Below are 19,783 nucleotides of genomic sequence, written 5' to 3'. Positions count from 1 at the left end.
GAACCCGAACTCTACTAGCTTGCCAGGCGCTTATCGACCTGATCGGTGCTCACCGTGCTGGAAGTTGAAGGAAGTTGCGCCACTTCATTGTCCCGAGCTAGCAAGCCCAACTTGGCGAGGCGGTTGCGGGTCGTTCCCGCATCTTCCGGGCGACCAAAAAGATAGCCCTGACCCTTTATCCCGCCGAGGCCCTTCAGCGCGTCCTGAACCCGGCCGTTTTCAATGCCCTCTGCCGTGACGGGAAGTGACAGCCCTTTGCCGAGCGAAACGATAGCGCGGACAAGCTCGCTGCTCACATCTTCCTGCGCGATTTCGGTCACGAAACTGCGATCGATCTTCAGCCGGTCGAATGGCAGCGAGCGCAGCTGTGACAAGCTCGAATAGCCGGTGCCAAAATCATCCAGGCTGATACGGATGCCCTGATTTTTCAGGCTGCTGAAAATGGTGCGCACTGCGCCGATATTCTCGTGCAGACAGCTTTCCGTGATTTCGATTTCAAGTCGAGAAGGGGGAAATCCAATCTCGACAAGGATTTGCAGCAGCTTTTGCGCGAACCAAGGATCGCGAAGCTGTATTGGCGAGATATTGACCGAAAGCGAGATATCCGGATGCCATCCGTTCGCGTCGCGCAAAGCCTTTTTGATCAGGGTTTCGGAAAGTTCGCCGATGAGGTCGATCTCCTCCGCAATCGGGATGAACACCTCAGGGGACACGAGGCCAAGCTTCGGAGAACGCCAGCGCGCTAGCATTTCGAAGCCGACAATGTCGCCGGTCTCAAGATCGACCTGTTGCTCATAAAACGGCACAAATTCGCCGTTTTTGAGGCCTTCACGGATGCCGACTTCCAGCTCGTTGCGAAAGCGCAGCTCGTCTTCCATCGGTGGCTCGAACCAGAAGAAGCGATTACGCCCGCGTTTTTTCGCATGATACATGGCGATATCGGCGCGGTGGATCAGCTTGTCGGCCGTCATCACCACGCCATCGCTGCAGTTTGAATGAGCTATGCCGATGGAAACGGTGGCGGACAGCGTCAGTTCGTTATAAGGAATTTCGTCAGAAACGGTCTCGACGAGCGTTTCTGCCAACGCGCTAACTTTGTCGCGCTCATTGGCGGAGAAAGGCACCGCGCAGGCAAATTCATCGCCGCCGATGCGAATGAGGATGCCGCCGATTGGAAGCTTTTCCTCAATGCGCTGCGTGAGTGTCTGCAAGACCGTATCGCCTGCCTGATGGCCGTGCAAATCATTGATCTGCTTGAAATTGTCGAGGTCGATAAGAAGGATCGCGACATGCTGGTCACACTCCAGCGCTTCGGCGCGCAGCCTGTCGATTGCGGGCGGCCCACTCCGCCGATTAAGACTGCCAGTGAGCGGATCGCGCTCTGCCAGTTCGCGCGCGCGCGCTTCTGCCTTCCGGCGCTCCTCGACTTCGCATTGTAGATCCTTGTAGCGGCGCCAGCCAAAGATCAGGAGGGCGATATTGAGCAGCACTGCATTGGTCAGAAGCATGTCGGGCGGGGCGCCCGTGCCCATCCATGATCGGACGATTTGCGGCATGACAATGCCGCCCGTTCCGACGAACAGTATGATGGCGGCAATGGCGATGCCCAGCGTGACGATGTCACGCTGGGCCGGCGCGAGGCTGTTTGCCTCTGCCACTGCGTCCAACTGGCTCTCATCTTTTGCGAACAAGATAAGTCATGCCCCCTAAGCTCGCATCCGGTTATGCCGCATCATCTTCAACGATCGGTTAATTGCGAAATCCGGTTCCAGCGGTTAGGTCTGCGCCGCGCAATCAGGAGGACACTTTGCCCAATTACTGGCTTATAAAATCGGAACCGTTCAAATATTCCTGGGACGATCTCAACCGCGACAAGGAAACCGTGTGGGACGGTGTGCGAAACCATCGCGCCGCGAATAATCTGAAAGCGATGGAGAAGGGCGACCAGTGCTTTTTCTACCATTCCAACAAGGGGCTGGAAATTGTCGGCATCGCAGAGGTAAGCGAAGCAGGACTGATTGATCCGACCGATCCTGAAGGTAAATGGCCGACGGTGAAAGTGAAGCCGGTAAAGCCAGTCGAGAACCCGGTGACGCTAAAGGCCATCAAGGCCAATCCGGATCTTGAAGGCATCGAGCTGGTGCGCCTATCGCGCCTTTCAGTTGCTGAAATCACTGCTGAAGAATGGAAAAAAATTATAGCGATGTCAGAATCCTAAACCGGAACGATCACCACATTGGGCCGTTGAAAAAGTGTGAAGGCGGCGATACCCGCTGCCACCAATTTGCGGAGATCAACCATGGGTGAATTCACCGACAAAGTTAAGGGCAACGTCAACGAAGCCGTAGGCAAAGCCAAGCAGAAGTCCGACGATCCGGAAACCAAGGCAGAAGGCAAGCAGCAGGAAGCCAAGGGCAAGGGCCAGCAGTTAAAGGGCGAAGTCAAAGGCAAAATGGGCAACGACATCTGATCGCTGCTCTTCAACAATGATTACCGAAAAGGGCCGCGCGCAAAGCGTGGCCCTTTTTCGTGGAACCGCGCGCGCGGCAGGCCCGTTGCCCAAGCATATTCCCACATAGGAGATTTGGCATGGGCAGGTTTACAGGCAAACGCATTCTTATCACCGGCGGCACGAGCGGCATGGGCCTCGCTGGCGCAAAGATGATCGTCGATGAAGGCGGCGAAGTGGGCGTGACCGGCACGAGCCAGGATCACCTCGATGAAGCTGGGCGTTCGCTCCCTCCGGAGTCGCTTGTACTGCGGAATGACGCGTCCGACCCTGCCGCGGCTCAGGAACTGGCTGAAAGAGCGAAAGACATGGGCGGCCTCGACGGCCTTTGGCTCAATGCCGGCTTCGGTAAGTTCGAGCCGAATGAGGATGTGACATCCGACACCTTCGATGCGATGAACAATGTCAATGTACGCGGTCCGGTGCTGCAGATGGCGAAGCTGATCCCGCATCTGAATAAAGATGCCTCGGTCGTCGTGACGGCCTCCGTTTCGCCTTATCTCGGACAGGCGCAGGGTGCGGTTTATGCGGCGACCAAGGCTGCTGTCACCGCACTGGTTCGCAGCTGGGCCGCGGCGCTCGCGGAGAAAAATATTCGCGTCAACTCCATCGCGCCGGGGCCGATCGAGACGAATTTCTTCGATGGCATGGATCTCAGTGAAGACGAGATCGAGAACTTCAGCGACATGATCAAGGAGCAGGTCCCGCTCGGCCGGTTCGGCACGGCGGAGGAATCGGCGCAGGTCGCTCTATTTCTGCTCAGCGACCACGCCAGCTACGTGACCGGATCGCAATATATGGTCGATGGCGGGATGACGATGCGCTGAGCCTCAGCGTTCGCGCAAGCCGCTCACTGTCGCTCCTGCCGCGGAAAGCTGCTCGATATCGGTAATGCAATGAATTAGGCGAATGCCCTTGCGGCTCATCGCCTCTTCCAGCGCGGCATCGAACTCGGCGTTGGTTTCCGCCCGCTGGCACCAACCGCCATAGCTCTGCGCCATCAGCGCGAAGTCGGGATTGACGAGGTGCGTTGAAGCCTCGCGCCCCGGATATTCGCGTTCCTGGTGCATCCGGATAGTGCCGTAGGTGCTGTTGTCGAAGACGATCACCAGCACGTCCAGATTGTATTGCGCAGCGGTCGCCAGCTCCTGCGCATTCATCAGGAAATCGCCATCCCCGGCAGCGGCAACGACCGTGCGATCGGGGAAGCGGCGCGCGGCGGCGACAGCTGCGGGCACACCGTATCCCATCGCCCCAGCAGTTGGCGCGAGTTGCGATGGATATCCCGCGTAGGGCCAGTAGCGGTGCCACCAGCCCGCAAAATTGCCAGCGCCGTTGCAGATGATGCTGTCCAGCGGAAGCAGCTCGCGCGCCTTGCGCATGGCAAGTGCCAGATCGAGTGTGAACTGCGCTTCCTCGCGCGGCGTATTCCATTCGAGCCATTCGGCGTGGGCGGTAGGTCCGGCGTCGAATGCAATGATGTCCTCATCTTCCCAAAGAGCTGCGCATTCGGCGAATTCGGGCATATCCGCACAAATCGGCAGGTCCGTGCGATATACGCGGCCAAGCTCGTTAGGGTCTGGATGGATATGCACGAGCGCCTGATCGGGGTGATCGGGCGTGACCAGCGCATAGCCATCGGTCGTCGCCTCACCCATTCGCGCGCCCACGACAATTAGCAGATCGGCGTCTTTTACGCGGCTTGTCAGCTTGGGATTGGGGCCGTAGCCGAGATTGCCGGCATAGACGCTGGAGGAGGGCGATATCGCATCCTGCCGCCGGAAAGCCGTCGCAACCGGAAGGCCGATCCGCTCGGCAAATTCGGTGAAGTAATGGCGCGTGCGCTCATTCCAGCCCGCTCCGCCGACGATGGCGACTGGGGACGCCGCATCGCCGATCATCCGCATCATCGTCGCCATGGCATCGGGGCAGGGCGCCTGTGCGGGCTTGGTGACGGCTGGGCGGACCGGTGCAGTGACATCTTCTTCGTGCAGCATGTCTTCCGGAAGGGCGAGCACCACCGGGCCAGGGCGGCCCGAAATCGCCGTCGACCAGGCGCGAGCGACATATTCGGGAATACGGTCGGCATGGTCGATCTTGGCGGCCCATTTGGCGATTGGGCCGAAGAACGCCGGGAAGTCGACTTCTTGGAAACCTTCGCGGTCCTTCATCCTGCGATCAACATCGCCCACAAACAGGATCATCGGCTGCGAATCCTGCATGGCGACATGCACGCCGATGCTCGCGTTTGTCGCGCCCGGGCCGCGGGTGACGAAAGCCACGCCGGGCCTGCCGGTCATCGCGCCATCTGCGCAGGCCATGAAGGTTACGCCGCCTTCCTGACGGCAAGTCACGGTATCGATTGCATCCGTCTCGGCCAAAGCATCGAGTGCAGGCAGGAAGCTTTCGCCCGGCACGGTGAAAACGCGGTCACAGCCCTGTTCAACAAGGCAATCGATCAGCAGGCGCGATGCGCTGCGAGTGGCGGATGTCGTCATGCCGGATGGTTAGCCCTGACCGGTTGCAGCTGCAACCAGAGACGAGCGGCTTTCGCCAACCCCTTCATCCACAGAAATATCCGGGCAGAACGCGATCCGTCCCGTGTTTGGACAGCTAAATTCGTGCGATACCCAAAATGGTTAGCAAAAGGTTAAGACCGAATGATGAGACGTTCACTGGTCCTTACCGATGAGTCGGCCCGCCACCCTTTCCGGGCCTCGCTTCCACCGCATGTGCTGCACCGCGCCAATGAAGTGGAGCGGATGGTTCCGTGGCGCATGAAGCTCGGCCTGACGCGCAAGGACATGGAAACGGTTGCCGCGACCTACACCGCAGGCTTCGTCGCGACGCTCACTTTCTTCGGTTAATCGTCAAGAGCGATTTCGCCGGTTTCCGCGCGGTAGAGCATCCGCCCGAGCCACGCTGAAATCGCGCACATGCCTGCGCTAAGCAGCAATTGTTCGGCGAGCGGCACGCCCATCGCGCTGAGCGCGAGCGCCAGCAGCGCACCCACCACCATGGCACCTGAATTGATGATGTTGTTCGCAGCGACGGCGCGGCTGGTCTGCGATTTGGGCACTTTTGTTGTGAGGAAGGCGTAAAGCGGCACCACGAACATCCCGCCGAAAATCGCCACCAGCAGCAGGCTGGCCAGCACCGCCCAGGCGAGGGGGTAGGTGAGGAAAGTCGCGATATCCATTAGTGTTTCGTCTTCCACCATCGCGTTCCACGCGCGGCACACGAAGTAGAACGCGGTGACCATGACGCCCATCAGTGTGACGGAAATCGGCGAGTATCGCGCCGACACCCGGCCTTTCAGCAGCATGTTCACCGCCACCGATCCAATCGCTACGCCGATGGAAAAGAAGACGAGGAACAGGCTCGCCACTCGCGCATCGGCATAGAGCACGTTCTTCGCGAGCGGCGGGAACTGGATGAACAGGACCGAGCCTATCGTCCAGAAAAAGCTGATCGCGATGATTGCATAGAAAACCTCGCGGTGCTTCCTGATATGATTGATCATCCGCCAGGATGAAGTGAAAGGATTGAAGTCGATCGCCTCGATCTCGCCCTGCGGCGGAGCAGGCGGCACTTGCCGAGCGACCAGATAGCCGATCAGCGCGAAACCGATGATAGCGAAGGCCGCAATTTCGACGCGTTCCGACAGCACGCCTGCAAGGATCACGCCGCTCATGATCGCGATATATGTTCCGGCTTCGACTAAACCTGTGCCCGCGAGAACCTCGTCACGCTTAAGATGCTGCGGAAGGATTGCGTATTTGATCGGGCCGAAAAACGCCGACTGCACGCCTGTGCCGAACAGCGTCAGCATCAGCAGCGGGATCGCGATCGTGTCGACCGCTATGCCGTACCACGCCATGAACAGGCCAGCGGCGCCAATCAGCATCAATATGACCTCGGCAAATTTGATCCGCCTGATCAGCATCGCCTTGTCGCGCATGTCGGCCAATTGCCCGGCAATGGCGGACAGCAGGAAGAAGGGGAGGATAAAGACACCAGACGCCACGCTGGAGAACATCAGCTCCGCATCGGCAGAATTATAGACCGTGTAGACCACGAAGAAGACCATCGTGGTCTTGTACAGATTGTCATTGAAAGCATTGAGCAGCTGGGTGACGAAAAGCGGCAGGAAACGCCGGACTTTCAGGAGATGTCGTGAATCGTACAAAGTCTCGCCTTTTCCCGGCCCAAGCCACTCCGCAGGGGTTTATAACCGATTGTCTTGAGTGACTATGCTTTTTCGCGAAGCGTTAACAGGCTAGGGAAGGTGAGCATGTGGACCCTGCCGAATATCCTGACGCTATCGCGCATTCTTGCGCTTCCCTTGCTCGCTTACCTCCTGTGGTGGCCGGGATGGGAATTAGGGTATCTGTTCGCCTTCGCGCTGTACTGCGCCATGGGTATAACCGACTATTTCGACGGCCTGCTTGCTCGTTCGAGCGGAGCGGTCAGTAAGCTGGGCATTTTTCTGGATCCCATTGCGGACAAGATCATGGTCGCGACCGTCATACTTGTCCTCACCGCGATGGGCGTGCTGCGCGGCCCCTATGTGGGCGACATGCATGTGCTGGCAGGGCTCATCATTCTCGTGCGGGAAATCGCAGTGTCGGGCCTGCGCGAATTTCTCGGCGGATTGCAGGTGAGCGTCCCCGTCAGCAAGCTCGCCAAGTGGAAGACGACTTTCCAGCTGATTGCGCTTGGTTCGCTGATTCTGGGGCAGGGACTGCCCGACTGGACTGTGATGATCGGCGATATCGATGCAAATGTGCCGCATACCGTCGGCTTGACGACCCTTTGGGGCGCAGCGATTTTGACAGTGATTACCGGATGGGATTACCTGCGCGTCGGGCTCAAACACATGGATTGATTGAAATCGCACCACACCAGGGGGGTAAAATGCGAAAGGGATTTCTGGCACTCACGATCGTTCTGGCGGGATGCAATGAAGCCGCGACGGACGAAGCGCAGCCGCTGATGGGAGAGGGCAGCGCAGATGCCGCGATTGAAGCGGTGCCCGAAATCCCGGAAGGCTCCTACGTAAACGCCTCGGCTTTCATCGAAGAGCTTCGCAGCGGCTCTCAATGGTGCGTCAATTACGAAGCGTCTTCCGGGACATGCACGAGTGTTGCGAGCCTCAATCGCATTACTGAAGATGGCGTGGTTCAGGATTGGATTTCCGGCTTCAATGGCGGGAAAACCACAAGCAGGCAGCGCCTTTTCCTTGAAGATGGACGACTGTGCATTCGCAAGAGCGAAGACACCTATGCGAGCACTATCGACGTCTACGATTCCGATGACAATCTGGCCTCGCTCTCTGCCAATGACCGCTCGATCCGCTATTTCCCCGATGGGAGCGTAAATCCCGGTTTCGCCAACCTGCGATCCGACATTGAAGAGGTCGTCGAAGGCGGACCGGCTGAGACCTGCTGGGAATACTATCGCGCGAATTCACCCGCTCTGGGTCTCGATACCGAAATCCTGATGCGCGTGTATATGGACGGGATCGAGCAACCCGATGATTTCGCCAACAGCCGCGGTGCGTTCTTCGGGCCGGACACACAGCTCCGGCTTCGCCCTTCCAGCTGATATTATCAGCTGTCCGGCAGTGCTCGGTCGAATTGGGCCACCGCGCGGGTGACGGATTGCATCATGTCCATCCGCGCAGGCACGGGGCGGCGGGTTTCGCCGATCATGATGGCGATGGCATAGGTTCGCCCGTCAGGCGACGTGACGAGACCAACGTCGTTATAGCCGGCCTGCCTGCCGTCATAGATTTGTCCGGTGCCTGTCTTATGCGCGACGGTCCAACCATCCGGCGCACCCGCTTTCAGGCGGCGCGGACCGCTTTTCGTGCGCTCCAGCGTGGCGATGAAGCGCTGGGTGGACGCTTCGGAAAGCAGCTCGCCACGCGCGAGTGCCGCGAGGGCCTGAGCAATGGCTAGCGGAGTTGCCCCGTCGACGGGATCATCCAGATAGTTTTGAAAGGCGACCTTTCGGAGAGTATCAGGAATCGCATCGCGCGCTTCGTAAAAACCGTGCCGCGTATAGGCATATTCCTGCTTCCAATTGAGGCCAGCGATGCCGCTTTGCATGGCGCGTTCGCCCGGCCCGAAGCGGATATTGTCCAACCCCTTACTCTCTAGGATTTCCCGCACGCTGTCAGGCCCGCCGACTTGCCACAGAAGAACGTCATTGGCGGTGTTATCGCTTTCGGTAATGGCGCGTTCGATAAGGTCTGCGGCATCGGTAAACTTCACCCCGGCACGCAGCACCTCAGCGCGAAGGGGCTGGTGAAACAGGGTCAGGTCTTCGCGGCGGATGACGATCGTCGAATCGAGATCGAGCTCGCCACGATCGACCATTTCCAGCGCCGCGAGGCTGACCCACAGTTTGCTGACGCTTTGTTGGGGAAGCAGCGCGGTCTCTTCAAAGCCCGTGTTCCATCCGTCCTGCACATCGACCACTGCTATTCCGACGGTGCCGCCAAAATCCTCGGCAATGCTGGTGACCTGCTGGGTCAGCGCATCGCGCGCTTCTGCCACTTGCGGGGCCACTGGTTCAGGCGGCTCGGGCGTTTGCTCGCTCACTTCCGGATCCGCGCTAGCGCTTGCTTCGCTTGGCTCGCCGGTGGGCTGCTCGTCAGGTGAGGAGCATGCGGAGAGGAGAACTACGGCGGCGAGCGGAAGAAGGGCGAGTTTTCTCATTACATCAAGGCAATGAGCGAACGCCCGATTATATCCGAACTTCGCAAGATATGATCGTTGACGCCTCTTTGAGCGGGAGCCGCGGCTTGTCAGCCGCCCTGCAAACTCGCCATGTCGATCACAAAGCGGTAACGTACGTCTGCATTTTCGAGCCGTTCCATTGCATCATTGATGTTCTGGATGTCGATCATTTCGATCTCCGGCGCGACGCCTTTCTCGGCGCAGAAATCGAGCACTTCCTGCGTTTCGGCAATTCCGCCAATCAATGAGCCGGTGATGCGCTTGCCTCCGAAGAGCAGAGGGCCTGTATTTGGCTCATCGAGCATGCCGATCTGGCCAACGATCACCAGCTCTCCGCCGATATCCAGCAGGGGCAAGTATGAATTGATGTCATGCTGCACGGGAACGGTGTCGATGATGACATCGAAGGATGATGCAGCCTCCTCCATCGCCTCTTCATCACTCGAGATGAGAAACTTTTGTGCACCGAGGTCCTGCGCGTCTTTCTGCTTGTCCGGCGTTCGCGAGAGCACGGTGACTTCAGCGCCCATGGCCGCTGCAACCTTGACCGCCATATGCCCAAGGCCGCCAAGACCGACGACCGCCACGCGGCTATCCTTGCCGACGCCAGCGGCTTTCATCGGCGAATAAACGGTAATGCCGGCGCATAGGATCGGTGCAGCCGCCGCAGGGTCGAGCCCTTCGGGCACGTGCAGAACAAAGTTTTCCGACACGACAATATGCTTGGAAAAACCGCCCTGGGTGATGCCGCCGAGATGCTTGTCCTCTGACCCGTAGGTCATGGTCATGCCTTCACGGCAGAACTGCTCGTGATCGGCCTTGCACTGGTCGCATTTCTGACAACTGTCGACCATGCAGCCCACGGCCACCAGGTCGCCGACCTCATGCCCTTCCACTTTGTCGCCAAGCGCTGTGACACGCCCAACGATCTCATGGCCCGGCACGATCGGATAGTTCGTCATCCCCCAATCGTCCCGCGCGAAATGCAGGTCCGAATGGCAGATGCCGCAGAAGAGGATTTCGATGGCAACATCGTCCGGCTGCAAGTCGTCGCGTCGTTCAAATTTATACGCCGATAATGTGCCGCTTGTGTCGCGCGCAGCGTAGCCGATGGTTTCCACGATCATTCCCCCAAATCAGGGCCGCGGGTTTGCAGCCTCAGGAGACGCTTAGACCTTTAGGAAAGGAGTGGGAAGGCGCAGGCCATCAACCCGCGCGCAATTCCTCGGCCAGCAGCTTGAATTCATCCGCACGCGGCGAATTGGCGCGCCAGACGAGCGCGATCTGCCGGCTAGTATTCGTGCCTTTGAGCGGACGCGCGACCACATCAGTCTCGTGCAGGATGCCCGCATCGATCGCCATTTGCGGCAGCATGGTGAGACCGAGGCCGTTATCGACCATCTGCACAAGCGTGTGCAGGCTGGTGCCGATCATCGTCGCACTCGCGCGCATTTCGGGTCGATTACAGGCGGCGAGCGCATGCTCTTTCAGGCAGTGCCCGTCCTCGAGCAGCAGCAGGCGCCCCTCATCGATCATATTGGGCGGGATTTCAGCAGGCGGATCGCGCGGATCATCCTTTGGGAAAGCGACATGCAGCGCATCATCCTGGATGATTTCGCTCTCCACTTCGCCAGTCGCGAAAGGCAAGGCAAGCAGCACGCAATCCGCGCGTCCGTGATGGAGCGATTCGATGGCGTGGTCGGATGTCTCCTCGCGCAGGAAGAGCTTTAGCTGGGGCCGTTCCCTGCGCAGGCGTGGCAGGATGCGCGGCAGGAAAAATGGCGCGATTGTGGGGATCACGCTCATGCGCAATTCGCCCGAGAGCGGCTTTCCGGCGGCCTGAACCAATTCTGCCAGTTCCTCTGTCTCACGCAGCACGCGGTGCGCCTTGTCGACCACGTTTTTGCCCAGCGGCGTAAAGCGCACAACCCGGCGACTGCGCTCCACCAGCGTCACGCCGAGCAGCGATTCCAGTTCGCGGATCCCTGCGGACAGCGTCGATTGCGAAACGAAGCTCGCCTCTGCCGCGCGGCCAAAATGCTGATGCTCATGGAGGGCAACAAGATATTGCAGCTGTTTGATGGTGGGGAGGTAGGTGCTCATGGCCTCTATTGCGCCTCAGCCGCCTCTGCCAATTCGGCTTTCGCGTCATCGAAGCGAGTCATTTTGAGGCGACCGTTCTCCACGGCGAAGCCAAGCTTGCCTTCGACCAGTTCAAGCGCGTCTTTGCCGAAGACTTCAAAGCGCCAGCCTTCGAGGATCTGCAACTTGCGTATACCGGCGGCCAAGGCTTCCAGCTCATCGGCCTTGGTCAGCAGGCGCGAAGCGACTTCGATTTCGCGGGCGCGGATTTTCAGGAGCAGCTTCAGCAGGTCAGCCACCAGCGCACCTTCCTTGCCCAAAGGTGCACCGCGCTTGGCCTTGGTCGGCATTTCCTCGGCTGGCAGGGGCTCTGCATTCTTGAGGACCCGCATCAGGCGCTTGCCGATGTCATTCTCTTTCCACGCCTGCGAAAGGCCGCGCACTTTGGACAGGTCTGCCTGCTTCTTTGGCGGATGGCTGGCGATATCGGCGAGGGTTTCGTCGCGAATAATGCGCCCGCGCGGGATGTCCTTGTCCTGCGCCTCTTTCTCTCGCCACGCGGCCAGATCCTTCAGGCGACCGAGCACCGCCGGATTGCGGCCCGGGGCGCGGATGCGCCGCCATGCATTTTCGACATTGTTCGCGTAATTGCTTGGATCGGCGAGCTTTTCCATCTCCGCATTCAGCCAATGGCCGCGATCGGTCTTGATCAGCTTTTCGAGGATCTTCGGGAAAATCTGCGCCAGATAGGTAACATCGCCAATCGCATATTCGATCTGCCGGTCGGTCAGCGGGCGGCGGCTCCAATCGGTAAAACGCGCGCCTTTGTCGATCGTCTTGTTGAGCCAGCTTTCGACCAGATTGGCGTAACCGATCTGTTCGGACTGGCTGATCGCCATCATCGCGATTTGCGTATCAAAAATGGGGTAGGGGGTCTTGCCGGTAAAATTGAAGACGATTTCCACATCCTGCCCGCCGGCGTGAAAAATCTTCAGCACCTCATCATTGTCGGTCAGCAGATCCCACAGCGGCTGGATGTCGATCCCATCGGCCAGCGGATCGATAGCTGCGGCCTCTTCCTCATTGCCGACCTGCACCAGGCACAGCAGCGGGTAATATGTGTTCTCGCGCATGAACTCTGTGTCCACGCAGATGAAATCGCCCTTCGCCAATCGCTTGCACAGCTCGGCGAGGTCTTTGCTATCGGTAATAAGGGGATGGATTTTCATGTATCTTCATTTCTGTTTGGCCGGTTCACCGTGCCTGCCGCACTCTGCCTGTCGAGATGCGAATCTTGACAAAGCGCCGTGCATACCCTGTTAGCGCGCGCACAAAGCTTTATGCCCGTGGCAGCGCCTGCGCGCGCCCTTAGGTTATAGCCCCCGAAATGGAAAGAGTCCCGATGCACGCCTATCGTACCCACAATTGCGCACAACTCGACAAGTCGAATGTAGGTGACGCTGTCCGCCTGTCCGGCTGGATTCACCGCAAGCGTGACCATGGCGGCGTGCTGTTCGTGGATCTGCGCGATCACTACGGCATCACCCAGATCGTGGCGGATGAGGATTCCCCCGCGCTCGAACTGCTGGACTCGCTGCGGCTGGAAAGTGTCATCACCATCGATGGCGAGGTGAAGGCGCGCGATGCGGAAGCGGTGAACGCGAACCTGCCGACCGGCGACATCGAAGTCTTTGCGCGCTCGGTAACCGTGCAGAGCAAGGCGGACGAACTGCCGCTGATCGTGAATTCTGCCGAAGATTATCCGGAAGAAACGCGCCTGAAGTACCGCTTCGTCGATCTGCGTCGTGAGCGGCTGCACAAGAATATCATGCTGCGCAACCAGGTGATCACTTCGCTGCGCCGCCGCATGACCGATCAGGGTTTCTCCGAATTCCAGACGCCGATCCTCGGTGCCTCATCGCCCGAAGGCGCGCGCGACTACCTTGTGCCGAGCCGCCTGCACCCGGGCACGTTCTACGCGCTGCCGCAGGCTCCGCAGATGTTCAAGCAGCTGCTGATGGTCGCCGGTTTCGACCGTTACTTTCAGATCGCCCCCTGTTTCCGCGATGAAGACCTTCGCGCCGATCGCAGCCCTGAATTCTACCAGCTCGACTTCGAGATGAGCTTCGTCACGCAGGAAGACGTGTTCAATGCCATCGAGCCGGTGCTGGCCGGCGTTTTCGAGGAGTTCTCCGGCGGCAAGTCGGTTACGCCCGCAGGTGAGTTCCCGCGTATTCCTTACGCCGAAACCATGCTGAAATACGGCACGGATAAGCCGGACCTTCGCAACCCGATCATCATCAGCGACGTTTCGCACCATTTCACCCAGTCGGGCTTCGGCATCTTTGAAAAGATCGTTGGCGGCGGCGGCGTGATCCGCGCGATCCCGGCTCCGAACACCAATGAAAAGAGCCGCAAGTTCTTCGACGAGATGAATGATTGGGCGAAGCGCGAAGGCTTTGCAGGTCTCGGCTATGTCACCCGCAAGGGCGGGGAGTTCGGTGGTCCGATCGCCAAGAACCACGGCCCGGAAAACATGGCGAAGCTTTATGAAGAGCTCGGCCTTGGCGGCAATGACGGCCTGTTCTTTGCTGCGGGCAAGGAAAAGGAAGCCGCCAAGCTGGCAGGTGCCGCACGCACCCGCGTTGGCGAAACGCTGGAACTGATCGAGCAGGATTGCTTCAAATTCTGCTGGATCGTCGATTTCCCGATGTTCGAGTACGACGAAGAGCTGAAGAAAGTGGATTTCAGCCACAACCCCTTCTCCATGCCGCAGGGCGAGATGGAGGCGCTGGAAAACACCGATCCGCTTGAGATCAAGGCGTGGCAGTATGACATCGTCTGCAATGGCTACGAGCTGTCATCAGGCGCAATTCGTAATCACAAGCCGGAAATCATGTACAAGGCATTCGAAGTCGCGGGCTATTCCAAGGAAGAGGTCGACGCGAATTTCTCCGGCATGATCGAGGCGTTCAAGCTTGGCGCGCCCCCGCACGGTGGCTCGGCTCCCGGTATCGACCGCATCGTGATGCTGCTGGCTGACGAGCCGAATATCCGCGAAGTGATTGCTTTCCCGCTCAACCAGAAGGCGCAAGACCTGATGATGGGTGCGCCCTCTGTCGTCAGCCCCAAACAGCTGCGCGATGTGCATATCCGTCTGACCGGCGAAGCGCTCGAAATGCAGAAGGCGGCGAGCGTGGCGGAAAAAATCGATATGAACCGCAATTCCACATCGCGCGACGCACCGCCGCAGGAAAGCTGACTTTCGGTCCGCTCAATACAGCCGGTTCACCGTAAACGACGTGCCCGCACATCCGCCCGGATTGCGGCTGCGTGAGTGCGTTCCGTCAAGCTCGTGAAAGCCGCCCTGTACGCGGATCGTCTCGCCGAGACGGAAGCTGGCACCGCCATTTTCTTCGGGGAGCGTGATCCTGCTGCCCTGCAGCCGCGTGCCGAGCGGCATGACCAGATTTGCCGGAGGTGTGCCGGGCTCCGCGCCCTCTCGGTAAATCAACAGGCACTTATCCGATAGTTCCACTCGTCCGCTAACGCCGGCCAGCAGATCGATGCCGGAGTATTCATACGTCGGGAACGGGACTTCGAGATAAGTCGTCGCACAGGCTGTGAGCGGTGCACATAAGGCGACAATCAAAATTCGACGCATCGGGACGCTCCTTTATTCAGCAAATGCTCGACGCACGAAAAAGGGCGCGGCTCCCGAAAGAACCGCGCCTCTTCGTGTTCCTGCGAACGCTAAATGCGTCGTACGTTATCCGTGTTGGCGCTCAATCATGTCGCCGAACTGTTCGCCTTCGCTAATCTCGGCATAGCACTGCTGCACTACTGCGCGCGATTGCGGATCGAGATCATCGTCTTCAAGCGCGTCTTTGAACTTACCCTTTAGGTAATCTTCGCCCTCTTCGACACGTTCGGCGGCTGCTTCGTCACCATTTTCAAATGCATCGCTGATGGACAGGAACGCCTGATGCACTTCGCCGGTCATCGTGCCCTTGGTGACAAGATCGCCGCCTTGGCGCTGAATTTCTGCATTAAGCTGCGAAACGGTCTGTTCGCGCTTTTGCAGACGCTCATTCAGGGCCTTTTTTAGCTGGGGGCTATCGGCCTTTTCGGCGGCTTTGCGGTAACCCTCAACCGAATCAAATGCGGTATCTGTGAGTGACTTGAGTACACTATTGGCAGACATGAAAAATCTCCTTTTTATCAGTTGCTTGTCTAACCAATGGATGGCGGTGAGTATGTTTCCCCCACTGGTCGCTGCCCAGCCTCCCTTCATCGCTAAGGTGGAAATGCGGACACTTCCCGCGTCATCGCCATTGAGGTACTTGCAAAACAACCATCAGACAGAGGTGTTGCAGGCCCTTGCGCTTGTCGCGCCCGTTCATTAGGGCGAAAGGGACATTTGAAACCCCAAGTTTGAGAGGGAATACATGAGCGATACCGCTGACCGCGTGAAGAAGATCGTCGTCGAGCATCTCGGTGTGGAAGAAGACAAGGTGACTCCGGAAGCCAGCTTCATCGACGACCTGGGTGCCGACAGCCTCGACATCGTTGAGCTGGTGATGGCTTTCGAAGAAGAGTTCGGTGTGGAAATTCCGGACGACGCTGCCGAAAAGATCAACACGGTTGGCGACGCCAACAAGTACATTGAGGAACACACTAGCTAAGAGCTGGCTGACCCTTTGAACTCACCCCGCATCGTTAAGACGGCCAAACGGCTGCGATGAACGTGAAGGGGTATGGAAGGCTCAGCCATTATGGCTGGGCCTTTCTTGATTGCGGAGAAGATATATGCGGCGTGTCGTCGTAACTGGCCTTGGCCTTGTCACCCCTTTAGGCGGTGATGTCGCAACCAGTTGGAAAAACCTGATCGCGGGTGAAAGCGGGATCGGCCAGATCACCAAATTCGATCCGGCGGACCAGAAATGCACTATCGCGGGCGAGGTAAAGCCTGCCGATCACCCATGGGGCTTCGATCCGGACAAGCGTGTGGATGGCAAGATTCAACGGCAGGTAGACCCGTTCATCGTATTCGGCATCGACGCGGCCGGGCAGGCACTGGAAGACGCTGGCCTGACCGAACTGACCGATGAGCAGAAACTGCGCGCAGGCTGCTCGATCGGTTCGGGCATCGGCGGGTTGCCGGGTATCGAGCTGGAATCAAACAATCTCGCCAATCGCGGCCCGGGCCGTGTCTCTCCGCACTTCGTGCATGGCCGCCTGATCAATCTGATCTCCGGTCAGGTCAGCATCAAATACGGCCTGATGGGGCCCAACCACGCGGTTGTGACGGCATGCTCCACCGGGGCTCACTCGATCGGAGACGCGGCACGGATGATCCGCGATGACGATGCTGACATCATGCTGGCTGGCGGCGCAGAGGCGACCATTTGCCCCATCGGCATCGCCGGGTTCGCGCAGGCCCGCGCGCTCAACACCGGTTTCAATGACCGCCCGACCGAGGCGAGCCGCCCCTATGACAAGGACCGCGAGGGCTTTGTAATGGGCGAGGGCGCAGGTGTCGTCGTGCTCGAGGAATATGAACACGCCAAGGCACGCGGTGCGACGATTTACGCCGAAGTCGTGGGCTACGGCCTCTCGGGCGATGCCTATCACGTCACCGCACCGCATCCCGAAGGCAAGGGCGCCGAGAACGCGATGCGCATGGCGCTGAAGAAGGCAGGGCTTGAACCAGCAGACATCGATTACGTGAACGCGCATGGCACCAGCACCATGGCCGACACGATCGAGCTTGCCGCGGTGCGCCGCGTACTGGGCGACGATCTGGGCGGTGCGTCCATGAGCAGCACCAAGTCTGCGATCGGCCACTTGCTGGGCGGTGCAGGCGCGGTGGAGAGCATCTTCTGCATCCTCGCCATGCGCGATCAGGTTGTCCCGCCGACGCTGAACCTCCACAATCCGGATGATGGCACCGAAGGCGTCGATCTCGTTCCGCTCACCGCGAAAAAGCGCGAAGTGAAAGCAGTACTTAACAACAGCTTCGGCTTTGGTGGCACCAATGCGTCGCTGGTGATGAAGCGCGTAGAGGACTGACATGAAGAAACTGGGCGGCCTGGTCGCGGCGGGCATATTGGTGTTCGTCGCCGTGCTGGGCTGGTTCGCCTGGGGCTGGTGGGGCACATCCTCGGTCGAGGAAGAAGTCGCCTTCACCGTGCCCTCGGGCGCATCGCTGACGTCAGTCGCAGGACTGCTGGAAGAGGAGGGGCACATTGCCTCCGCCGATGCCTTCCTGCTGCGCGCAAAAGTGTTCGGCGGCGGCGATCCGATAAAGGCGGGCGAGTTTGCACTGCCAGCTGGCGCAAGCCCAGCCTCCATCCTCGACACTTTCCAGCACGGCGAAGCCATCGCCTATCGCGTCACTATCCCCGAAGGCACGCCCAGCGTCATCATCCATGACATGCTGATGGCGGAAGACCTGCTCGTCGGCGAAATCCCTGTGCCCGACGAAGGCTCCGTACTGCCCGACACCTATCAGTTCGAGCGCGGTGAGGAGCGGATCGCCGTGCTTGCACGCATGCAGCGGGCAATGGACGAGGTTCTCGCCGAGCTCTGGCCGCAGCGTGGACCCAATACTGTCGTCAGCAGCCCGGAGGAGGCGGTGATCCTCGCCAGCATCGTTGAGAAGGAAACGGGCGTGCCTGAAGAGCGCGAAATGGTCGCCGGGCTCTATTCCAACCGTATCCGCCAGGGCATCTGGCTGCAGGCTGATCCCACGATTATCTATCCGATCACGCGCGGTCGCCCGCTGGGGCGGCGCATCCGCCAGTCGGAGATCGACGACATCAATGACTACAACACATATCAAATGCCTGGTCTGCCAGCTGGCCCCATCACCAATCCGGGGCGGGAAAGCATTGCCGCCGTGCTGAACCCGGCAGAGACGGACGCGATCTTCATGGTCGCCGATGGAACTGGGGGTCATGATTTCAATTCGACAATCGATGGACATAATGCCGCCGTCGAGCGCTGGTTTGCTCTGCGCCGGGAACGCGGCGAGATGTGATCGCGATTGGCTGAGAATGCTCCCCTGATCGTCACTGCGCAGCTGCCCAAGGACTTGCAGGGCTGGGCCAATCGCCTGCGTCAGGAGCATTTCCCGCCAGAGCGCAATTATCTCGACGCGCACGTCACGCTGTTTCACTCGCTACCGCCGAGCTGCGAGGGCGAAGTGCGCGAATGTCTCATCACGATGGCGCGCGAATATGCGCCCGTTCCGGCGCGATTGGCGGGGATCATGAGCCTTGGCGGCGGCACTGCGCTGAAGCTGGAGAGCGATGCCATGCGCCGCGTGCGAGACGAGATTGCCAATCGCTTTCACGGCATGCTCACCAGCCAGGACCAGCACAGCCCACGCTTGCATGTGACCGTCCAAAACAAGGTGACAAGCAAGGAAGCCAAGGCGCTGCAGGCGGAGCTGGCGCCGCAAGTCATCGAGCGGGATTTCACCTTCCCGGGGCTTGAACTGCACGCCTATCAGGGCGGCCCGTGGGATCACCTCGGCACCTTCACCTTCCGCGGGCGCGCCGACGCCTGACAGAACGGCGCAATAATCGGCAGAGGATTTTGCACAGAGGCCATTTCGCCAGTTGACCGGGCGTGAAAGCCCACCTAAATGCGCCGCCTGCACAGCGCGCCGCGCGTGCATCCCTTTTGGGGCGGAGTAGCTCAGGTGGTTAGAGCAGCGGAATCATAATCCGCGTGTCGGGGGTTCAAGTCCCTCCTCCGCTACCAAATCCCAGCAATAGCGATCATATGCGGCTTTCAATAAGGAAGACCTTCCCCGCGAGCGTCTCGTCATTCACCGCGCGAGCGAGGATTGCTGCGACATCGCCGCGTGCTGCCTTGCCGCTCGGGTCCACGTCGTCGCCCAGATTCATATCGCGCGATCCCTCGTCATCGGTGAGGGCAACGGGACGCACGATGGTGTAGGACAAGCCCGAAGCCATCAGGTGCTCGTCCGCCTCATGCTTGGCTTGCAGATAATGCGCGAGATCGGATTCCGGATCAGGATCAACTGCGCCGACCGAGCTGAGCATCACGAAATGCTTTACCCCGCTGTTTACAGCAATATCGACCAGCTTCTTCGCACCGTCACGGTCGACCTTATCCGTCATTTCTGCGCTGGTATCGCCGCCCGAGCCGGCAGCGAAGACGACGACTTCTGCGCCGTCGCACACATCATTGGAAAGCTCAGTCAGATCGGCTTCTCGCGTCGCAACACCTTTGGGCAATTGTGACGTGTCAGAGGATGCGCGGTGCATCGCGATAGGATTGTGACCAGCCTCGGCGAGTTGCCGGGTAAGGCGAAGGCCGGTTGCTCCGGTGGAGCCGGCAATAAGAACATTCATGGGACTATCCTGCGATTGAAGTGGATGGAATGCTTTTTCGCAAAGCGTTTTCCTATCAA

21 protein-coding genes and 1 tRNA gene are annotated in these 19,783 nt (G+C 59.2%); 12 read left to right on the top strand and 10 right to left on the bottom strand.

Going from position 1 to position 19,783, the window contains the following annotated elements; genetic code table 11:
* Positions 1 to 14: 14 nt before the first annotated feature.
* Entirely contained in the window at positions 15 to 1,691 is a 1,677-nt protein-coding gene (locus I5L03_RS09840) for a putative bifunctional diguanylate cyclase/phosphodiesterase (RefSeq protein ID WP_234035195.1), read from the bottom strand.
* A gap of 116 nt (positions 1,692 to 1,807) precedes the next feature.
* On the opposite strand from I5L03_RS09840, the gene I5L03_RS09835 reads away from it, so the two are divergent.
* From I5L03_RS09835 to I5L03_RS09825, 3 genes are all read left to right on the top strand, one after another.
* Positions 1,808 to 2,218, top strand: a complete 411-nt coding sequence (locus I5L03_RS09835) for an EVE domain-containing protein (protein WP_197921617.1) — start codon at positions 1,808 to 1,810, stop codon at positions 2,216 to 2,218.
* Positions 2,219 to 2,299: 81 nt separating this feature from the next.
* Positions 2,300 to 2,470, top strand: a complete 171-nt coding sequence (locus I5L03_RS09830; RefSeq protein WP_197921616.1) for a CsbD family protein — start codon at positions 2,300 to 2,302, stop codon at positions 2,468 to 2,470.
* Between the two features lie 119 nt (positions 2,471 to 2,589).
* Positions 2,590 to 3,336 (top strand): SDR family oxidoreductase, encoded by a 747-nt coding sequence (locus I5L03_RS09825; RefSeq protein WP_197921615.1) that lies wholly within the window; start codon positions 2,590 to 2,592, stop codon positions 3,334 to 3,336.
* Positions 3,337 to 3,339: 3 nt separating this feature from the next.
* Here the strand turns inward: I5L03_RS09825 and I5L03_RS09820 are convergent, their stop codons facing one another.
* Complete coding sequence (locus I5L03_RS09820; protein WP_197921614.1) at positions 3,340 to 5,007, bottom strand: thiamine pyrophosphate-binding protein; 1,668 nt, start codon at positions 5,005 to 5,007, stop codon at positions 3,340 to 3,342.
* Between the two features lie 162 nt (positions 5,008 to 5,169).
* On the opposite strand from I5L03_RS09820, the gene I5L03_RS09815 reads away from it, so the two are divergent.
* On the top strand, positions 5,170 to 5,376 hold the full coding sequence (locus I5L03_RS09815) for a hypothetical protein (RefSeq protein WP_197921613.1): 207 nt from the start codon (positions 5,170 to 5,172) through the stop codon (positions 5,374 to 5,376).
* Here the strand turns inward: I5L03_RS09815 and I5L03_RS09810 are convergent.
* Positions 5,373 to 6,698, bottom strand: coding sequence for an MFS transporter (locus I5L03_RS09810; RefSeq protein WP_197921612.1), 1,326 nt, complete (start codon positions 6,696 to 6,698; stop codon positions 5,373 to 5,375). The two genes, I5L03_RS09815 and I5L03_RS09810, sit on opposite strands and share 4 nt — an antisense overlap.
* Positions 6,699 to 6,803: 105 nt before the next feature.
* On the opposite strand from I5L03_RS09810, the gene pgsA reads away from it, so the two are divergent.
* Both pgsA and I5L03_RS09800 read left to right on the top strand, forming a co-directional pair.
* Positions 6,804 to 7,397 carry a CDP-diacylglycerol--glycerol-3-phosphate 3-phosphatidyltransferase gene (gene pgsA, locus I5L03_RS09805; protein ID WP_197921611.1) on the top strand — a complete coding sequence of 198 codons (594 nt, stop codon included), beginning with the start codon at positions 6,804 to 6,806 and terminating at the stop codon, positions 7,395 to 7,397.
* Positions 7,398 to 7,426: 29 nt separating this feature from the next.
* A complete protein-coding gene (locus I5L03_RS09800; protein WP_197921610.1) occupies positions 7,427 to 8,116 on the top strand; it encodes a hypothetical protein in 690 nt (229 codons plus the stop codon).
* A gap of 5 nt (positions 8,117 to 8,121) precedes the next feature.
* Here the strand turns inward: I5L03_RS09800 and I5L03_RS09795 are convergent, their stop codons facing one another.
* The 4 genes from I5L03_RS09795 to rnd all read right to left on the bottom strand — a co-directional run bounded on the left by I5L03_RS09795 (position 8,122) and on the right by rnd (position 12,566).
* On the bottom strand, positions 8,122 to 9,234 hold the full coding sequence (locus I5L03_RS09795) for a serine hydrolase (RefSeq protein ID WP_197921609.1): 1,113 nt from the start codon (positions 9,232 to 9,234) through the stop codon (positions 8,122 to 8,124).
* Between the two features lie 89 nt (positions 9,235 to 9,323).
* Complete coding sequence (locus tag I5L03_RS09790; RefSeq protein ID WP_197921608.1) at positions 9,324 to 10,382, bottom strand: NAD(P)-dependent alcohol dehydrogenase; 1,059 nt, start codon at positions 10,380 to 10,382, stop codon at positions 9,324 to 9,326.
* Positions 10,383 to 10,461: 79 nt separating this feature from the next.
* Positions 10,462 to 11,358, bottom strand: a complete 897-nt coding sequence (locus I5L03_RS09785; RefSeq protein ID WP_197921607.1) for a hydrogen peroxide-inducible genes activator — start codon at positions 11,356 to 11,358, stop codon at positions 10,462 to 10,464.
* Positions 11,359 to 11,363: 5 nt separating this feature from the next.
* Positions 11,364 to 12,566 carry a ribonuclease D gene (rnd, locus tag I5L03_RS09780; protein WP_197921606.1) on the bottom strand — a complete coding sequence of 401 codons (1,203 nt, stop codon included), beginning with the start codon at positions 12,564 to 12,566 and terminating at the stop codon, positions 11,364 to 11,366.
* A 173-nt stretch (positions 12,567 to 12,739) separates the two neighbouring features.
* Here rnd and aspS point away from each other — a divergent pair, with 173 nt between their 5' ends.
* Positions 12,740 to 14,599, top strand: coding sequence for an aspartate--tRNA ligase (gene aspS / locus I5L03_RS09775; RefSeq protein ID WP_197921605.1), 1,860 nt, complete (start codon positions 12,740 to 12,742; stop codon positions 14,597 to 14,599).
* 12 nt (positions 14,600 to 14,611) lie between these two features.
* Here aspS and I5L03_RS09770 read toward each other — a convergent pair whose 3' ends face one another.
* Together I5L03_RS09770 and I5L03_RS09765 are read right to left on the bottom strand one after the other, a co-directional pair.
* The gene (locus tag I5L03_RS09770; RefSeq protein WP_197921604.1) at positions 14,612 to 15,001 is read right to left on the bottom strand and encodes a hypothetical protein; all 390 of its coding nucleotides are present in this window, start codon (positions 14,999 to 15,001) and stop codon (positions 14,612 to 14,614) included.
* A 105-nt stretch (positions 15,002 to 15,106) separates the two neighbouring features.
* A complete protein-coding gene (locus I5L03_RS09765; RefSeq protein WP_234035194.1) occupies positions 15,107 to 15,631 on the bottom strand; it encodes a ferritin-like domain-containing protein in 525 nt (174 codons plus the stop codon).
* A 154-nt stretch (positions 15,632 to 15,785) separates the two neighbouring features.
* Here I5L03_RS09765 and I5L03_RS09760 point away from each other — a divergent pair, with 154 nt between their 5' ends.
* The 5 genes from I5L03_RS09760 to I5L03_RS09740 all read left to right on the top strand — a co-directional run bounded on the left by I5L03_RS09760 (position 15,786) and on the right by I5L03_RS09740 (position 19,107).
* On the top strand, positions 15,786 to 16,022 hold the full coding sequence (locus tag I5L03_RS09760; RefSeq protein WP_197921603.1) for an acyl carrier protein: 237 nt from the start codon (positions 15,786 to 15,788) through the stop codon (positions 16,020 to 16,022).
* A gap of 124 nt (positions 16,023 to 16,146) precedes the next feature.
* Positions 16,147 to 17,409: a beta-ketoacyl-ACP synthase II gene (gene fabF / locus I5L03_RS09755; RefSeq protein WP_197921602.1), complete on the top strand. Its 1,263-nt coding sequence runs from the start codon at positions 16,147 to 16,149 to the stop codon at positions 17,407 to 17,409.
* A gap of 1 nt (position 17,410) precedes the next feature.
* Positions 17,411 to 18,379, top strand: a complete 969-nt coding sequence (mltG, locus tag I5L03_RS09750) for an endolytic transglycosylase MltG (RefSeq protein ID WP_197921601.1) — start codon at positions 17,411 to 17,413, stop codon at positions 18,377 to 18,379.
* A gap of 6 nt (positions 18,380 to 18,385) precedes the next feature.
* Positions 18,386 to 18,910, top strand: a complete 525-nt coding sequence (locus I5L03_RS09745; protein WP_197921600.1) for a 2'-5' RNA ligase family protein — start codon at positions 18,386 to 18,388, stop codon at positions 18,908 to 18,910.
* Between the two features lie 120 nt (positions 18,911 to 19,030).
* Positions 19,031 to 19,107, top strand: a tRNA-Met gene (locus I5L03_RS09740).
* 17 nt (positions 19,108 to 19,124) lie between these two features.
* On the opposite strand, the gene I5L03_RS09735 is transcribed toward I5L03_RS09740, so the two are convergent.
* Positions 19,125 to 19,724, bottom strand: a complete 600-nt coding sequence (locus tag I5L03_RS09735; RefSeq protein ID WP_197921599.1) for an SDR family oxidoreductase — start codon at positions 19,722 to 19,724, stop codon at positions 19,125 to 19,127.
* Positions 19,725 to 19,783 lie beyond the last annotated feature (59 nt).

This window comes from Aurantiacibacter sediminis (genome assembly GCF_016019885.1).
GTDB lineage: Bacteria > Pseudomonadota > Alphaproteobacteria > Sphingomonadales > Sphingomonadaceae > Alteraurantiacibacter > Alteraurantiacibacter sediminis.
The sequence above is the reverse complement of the archived record's forward strand: the minus strand, read 5'-3'. Positions and strand labels throughout refer to the sequence as shown.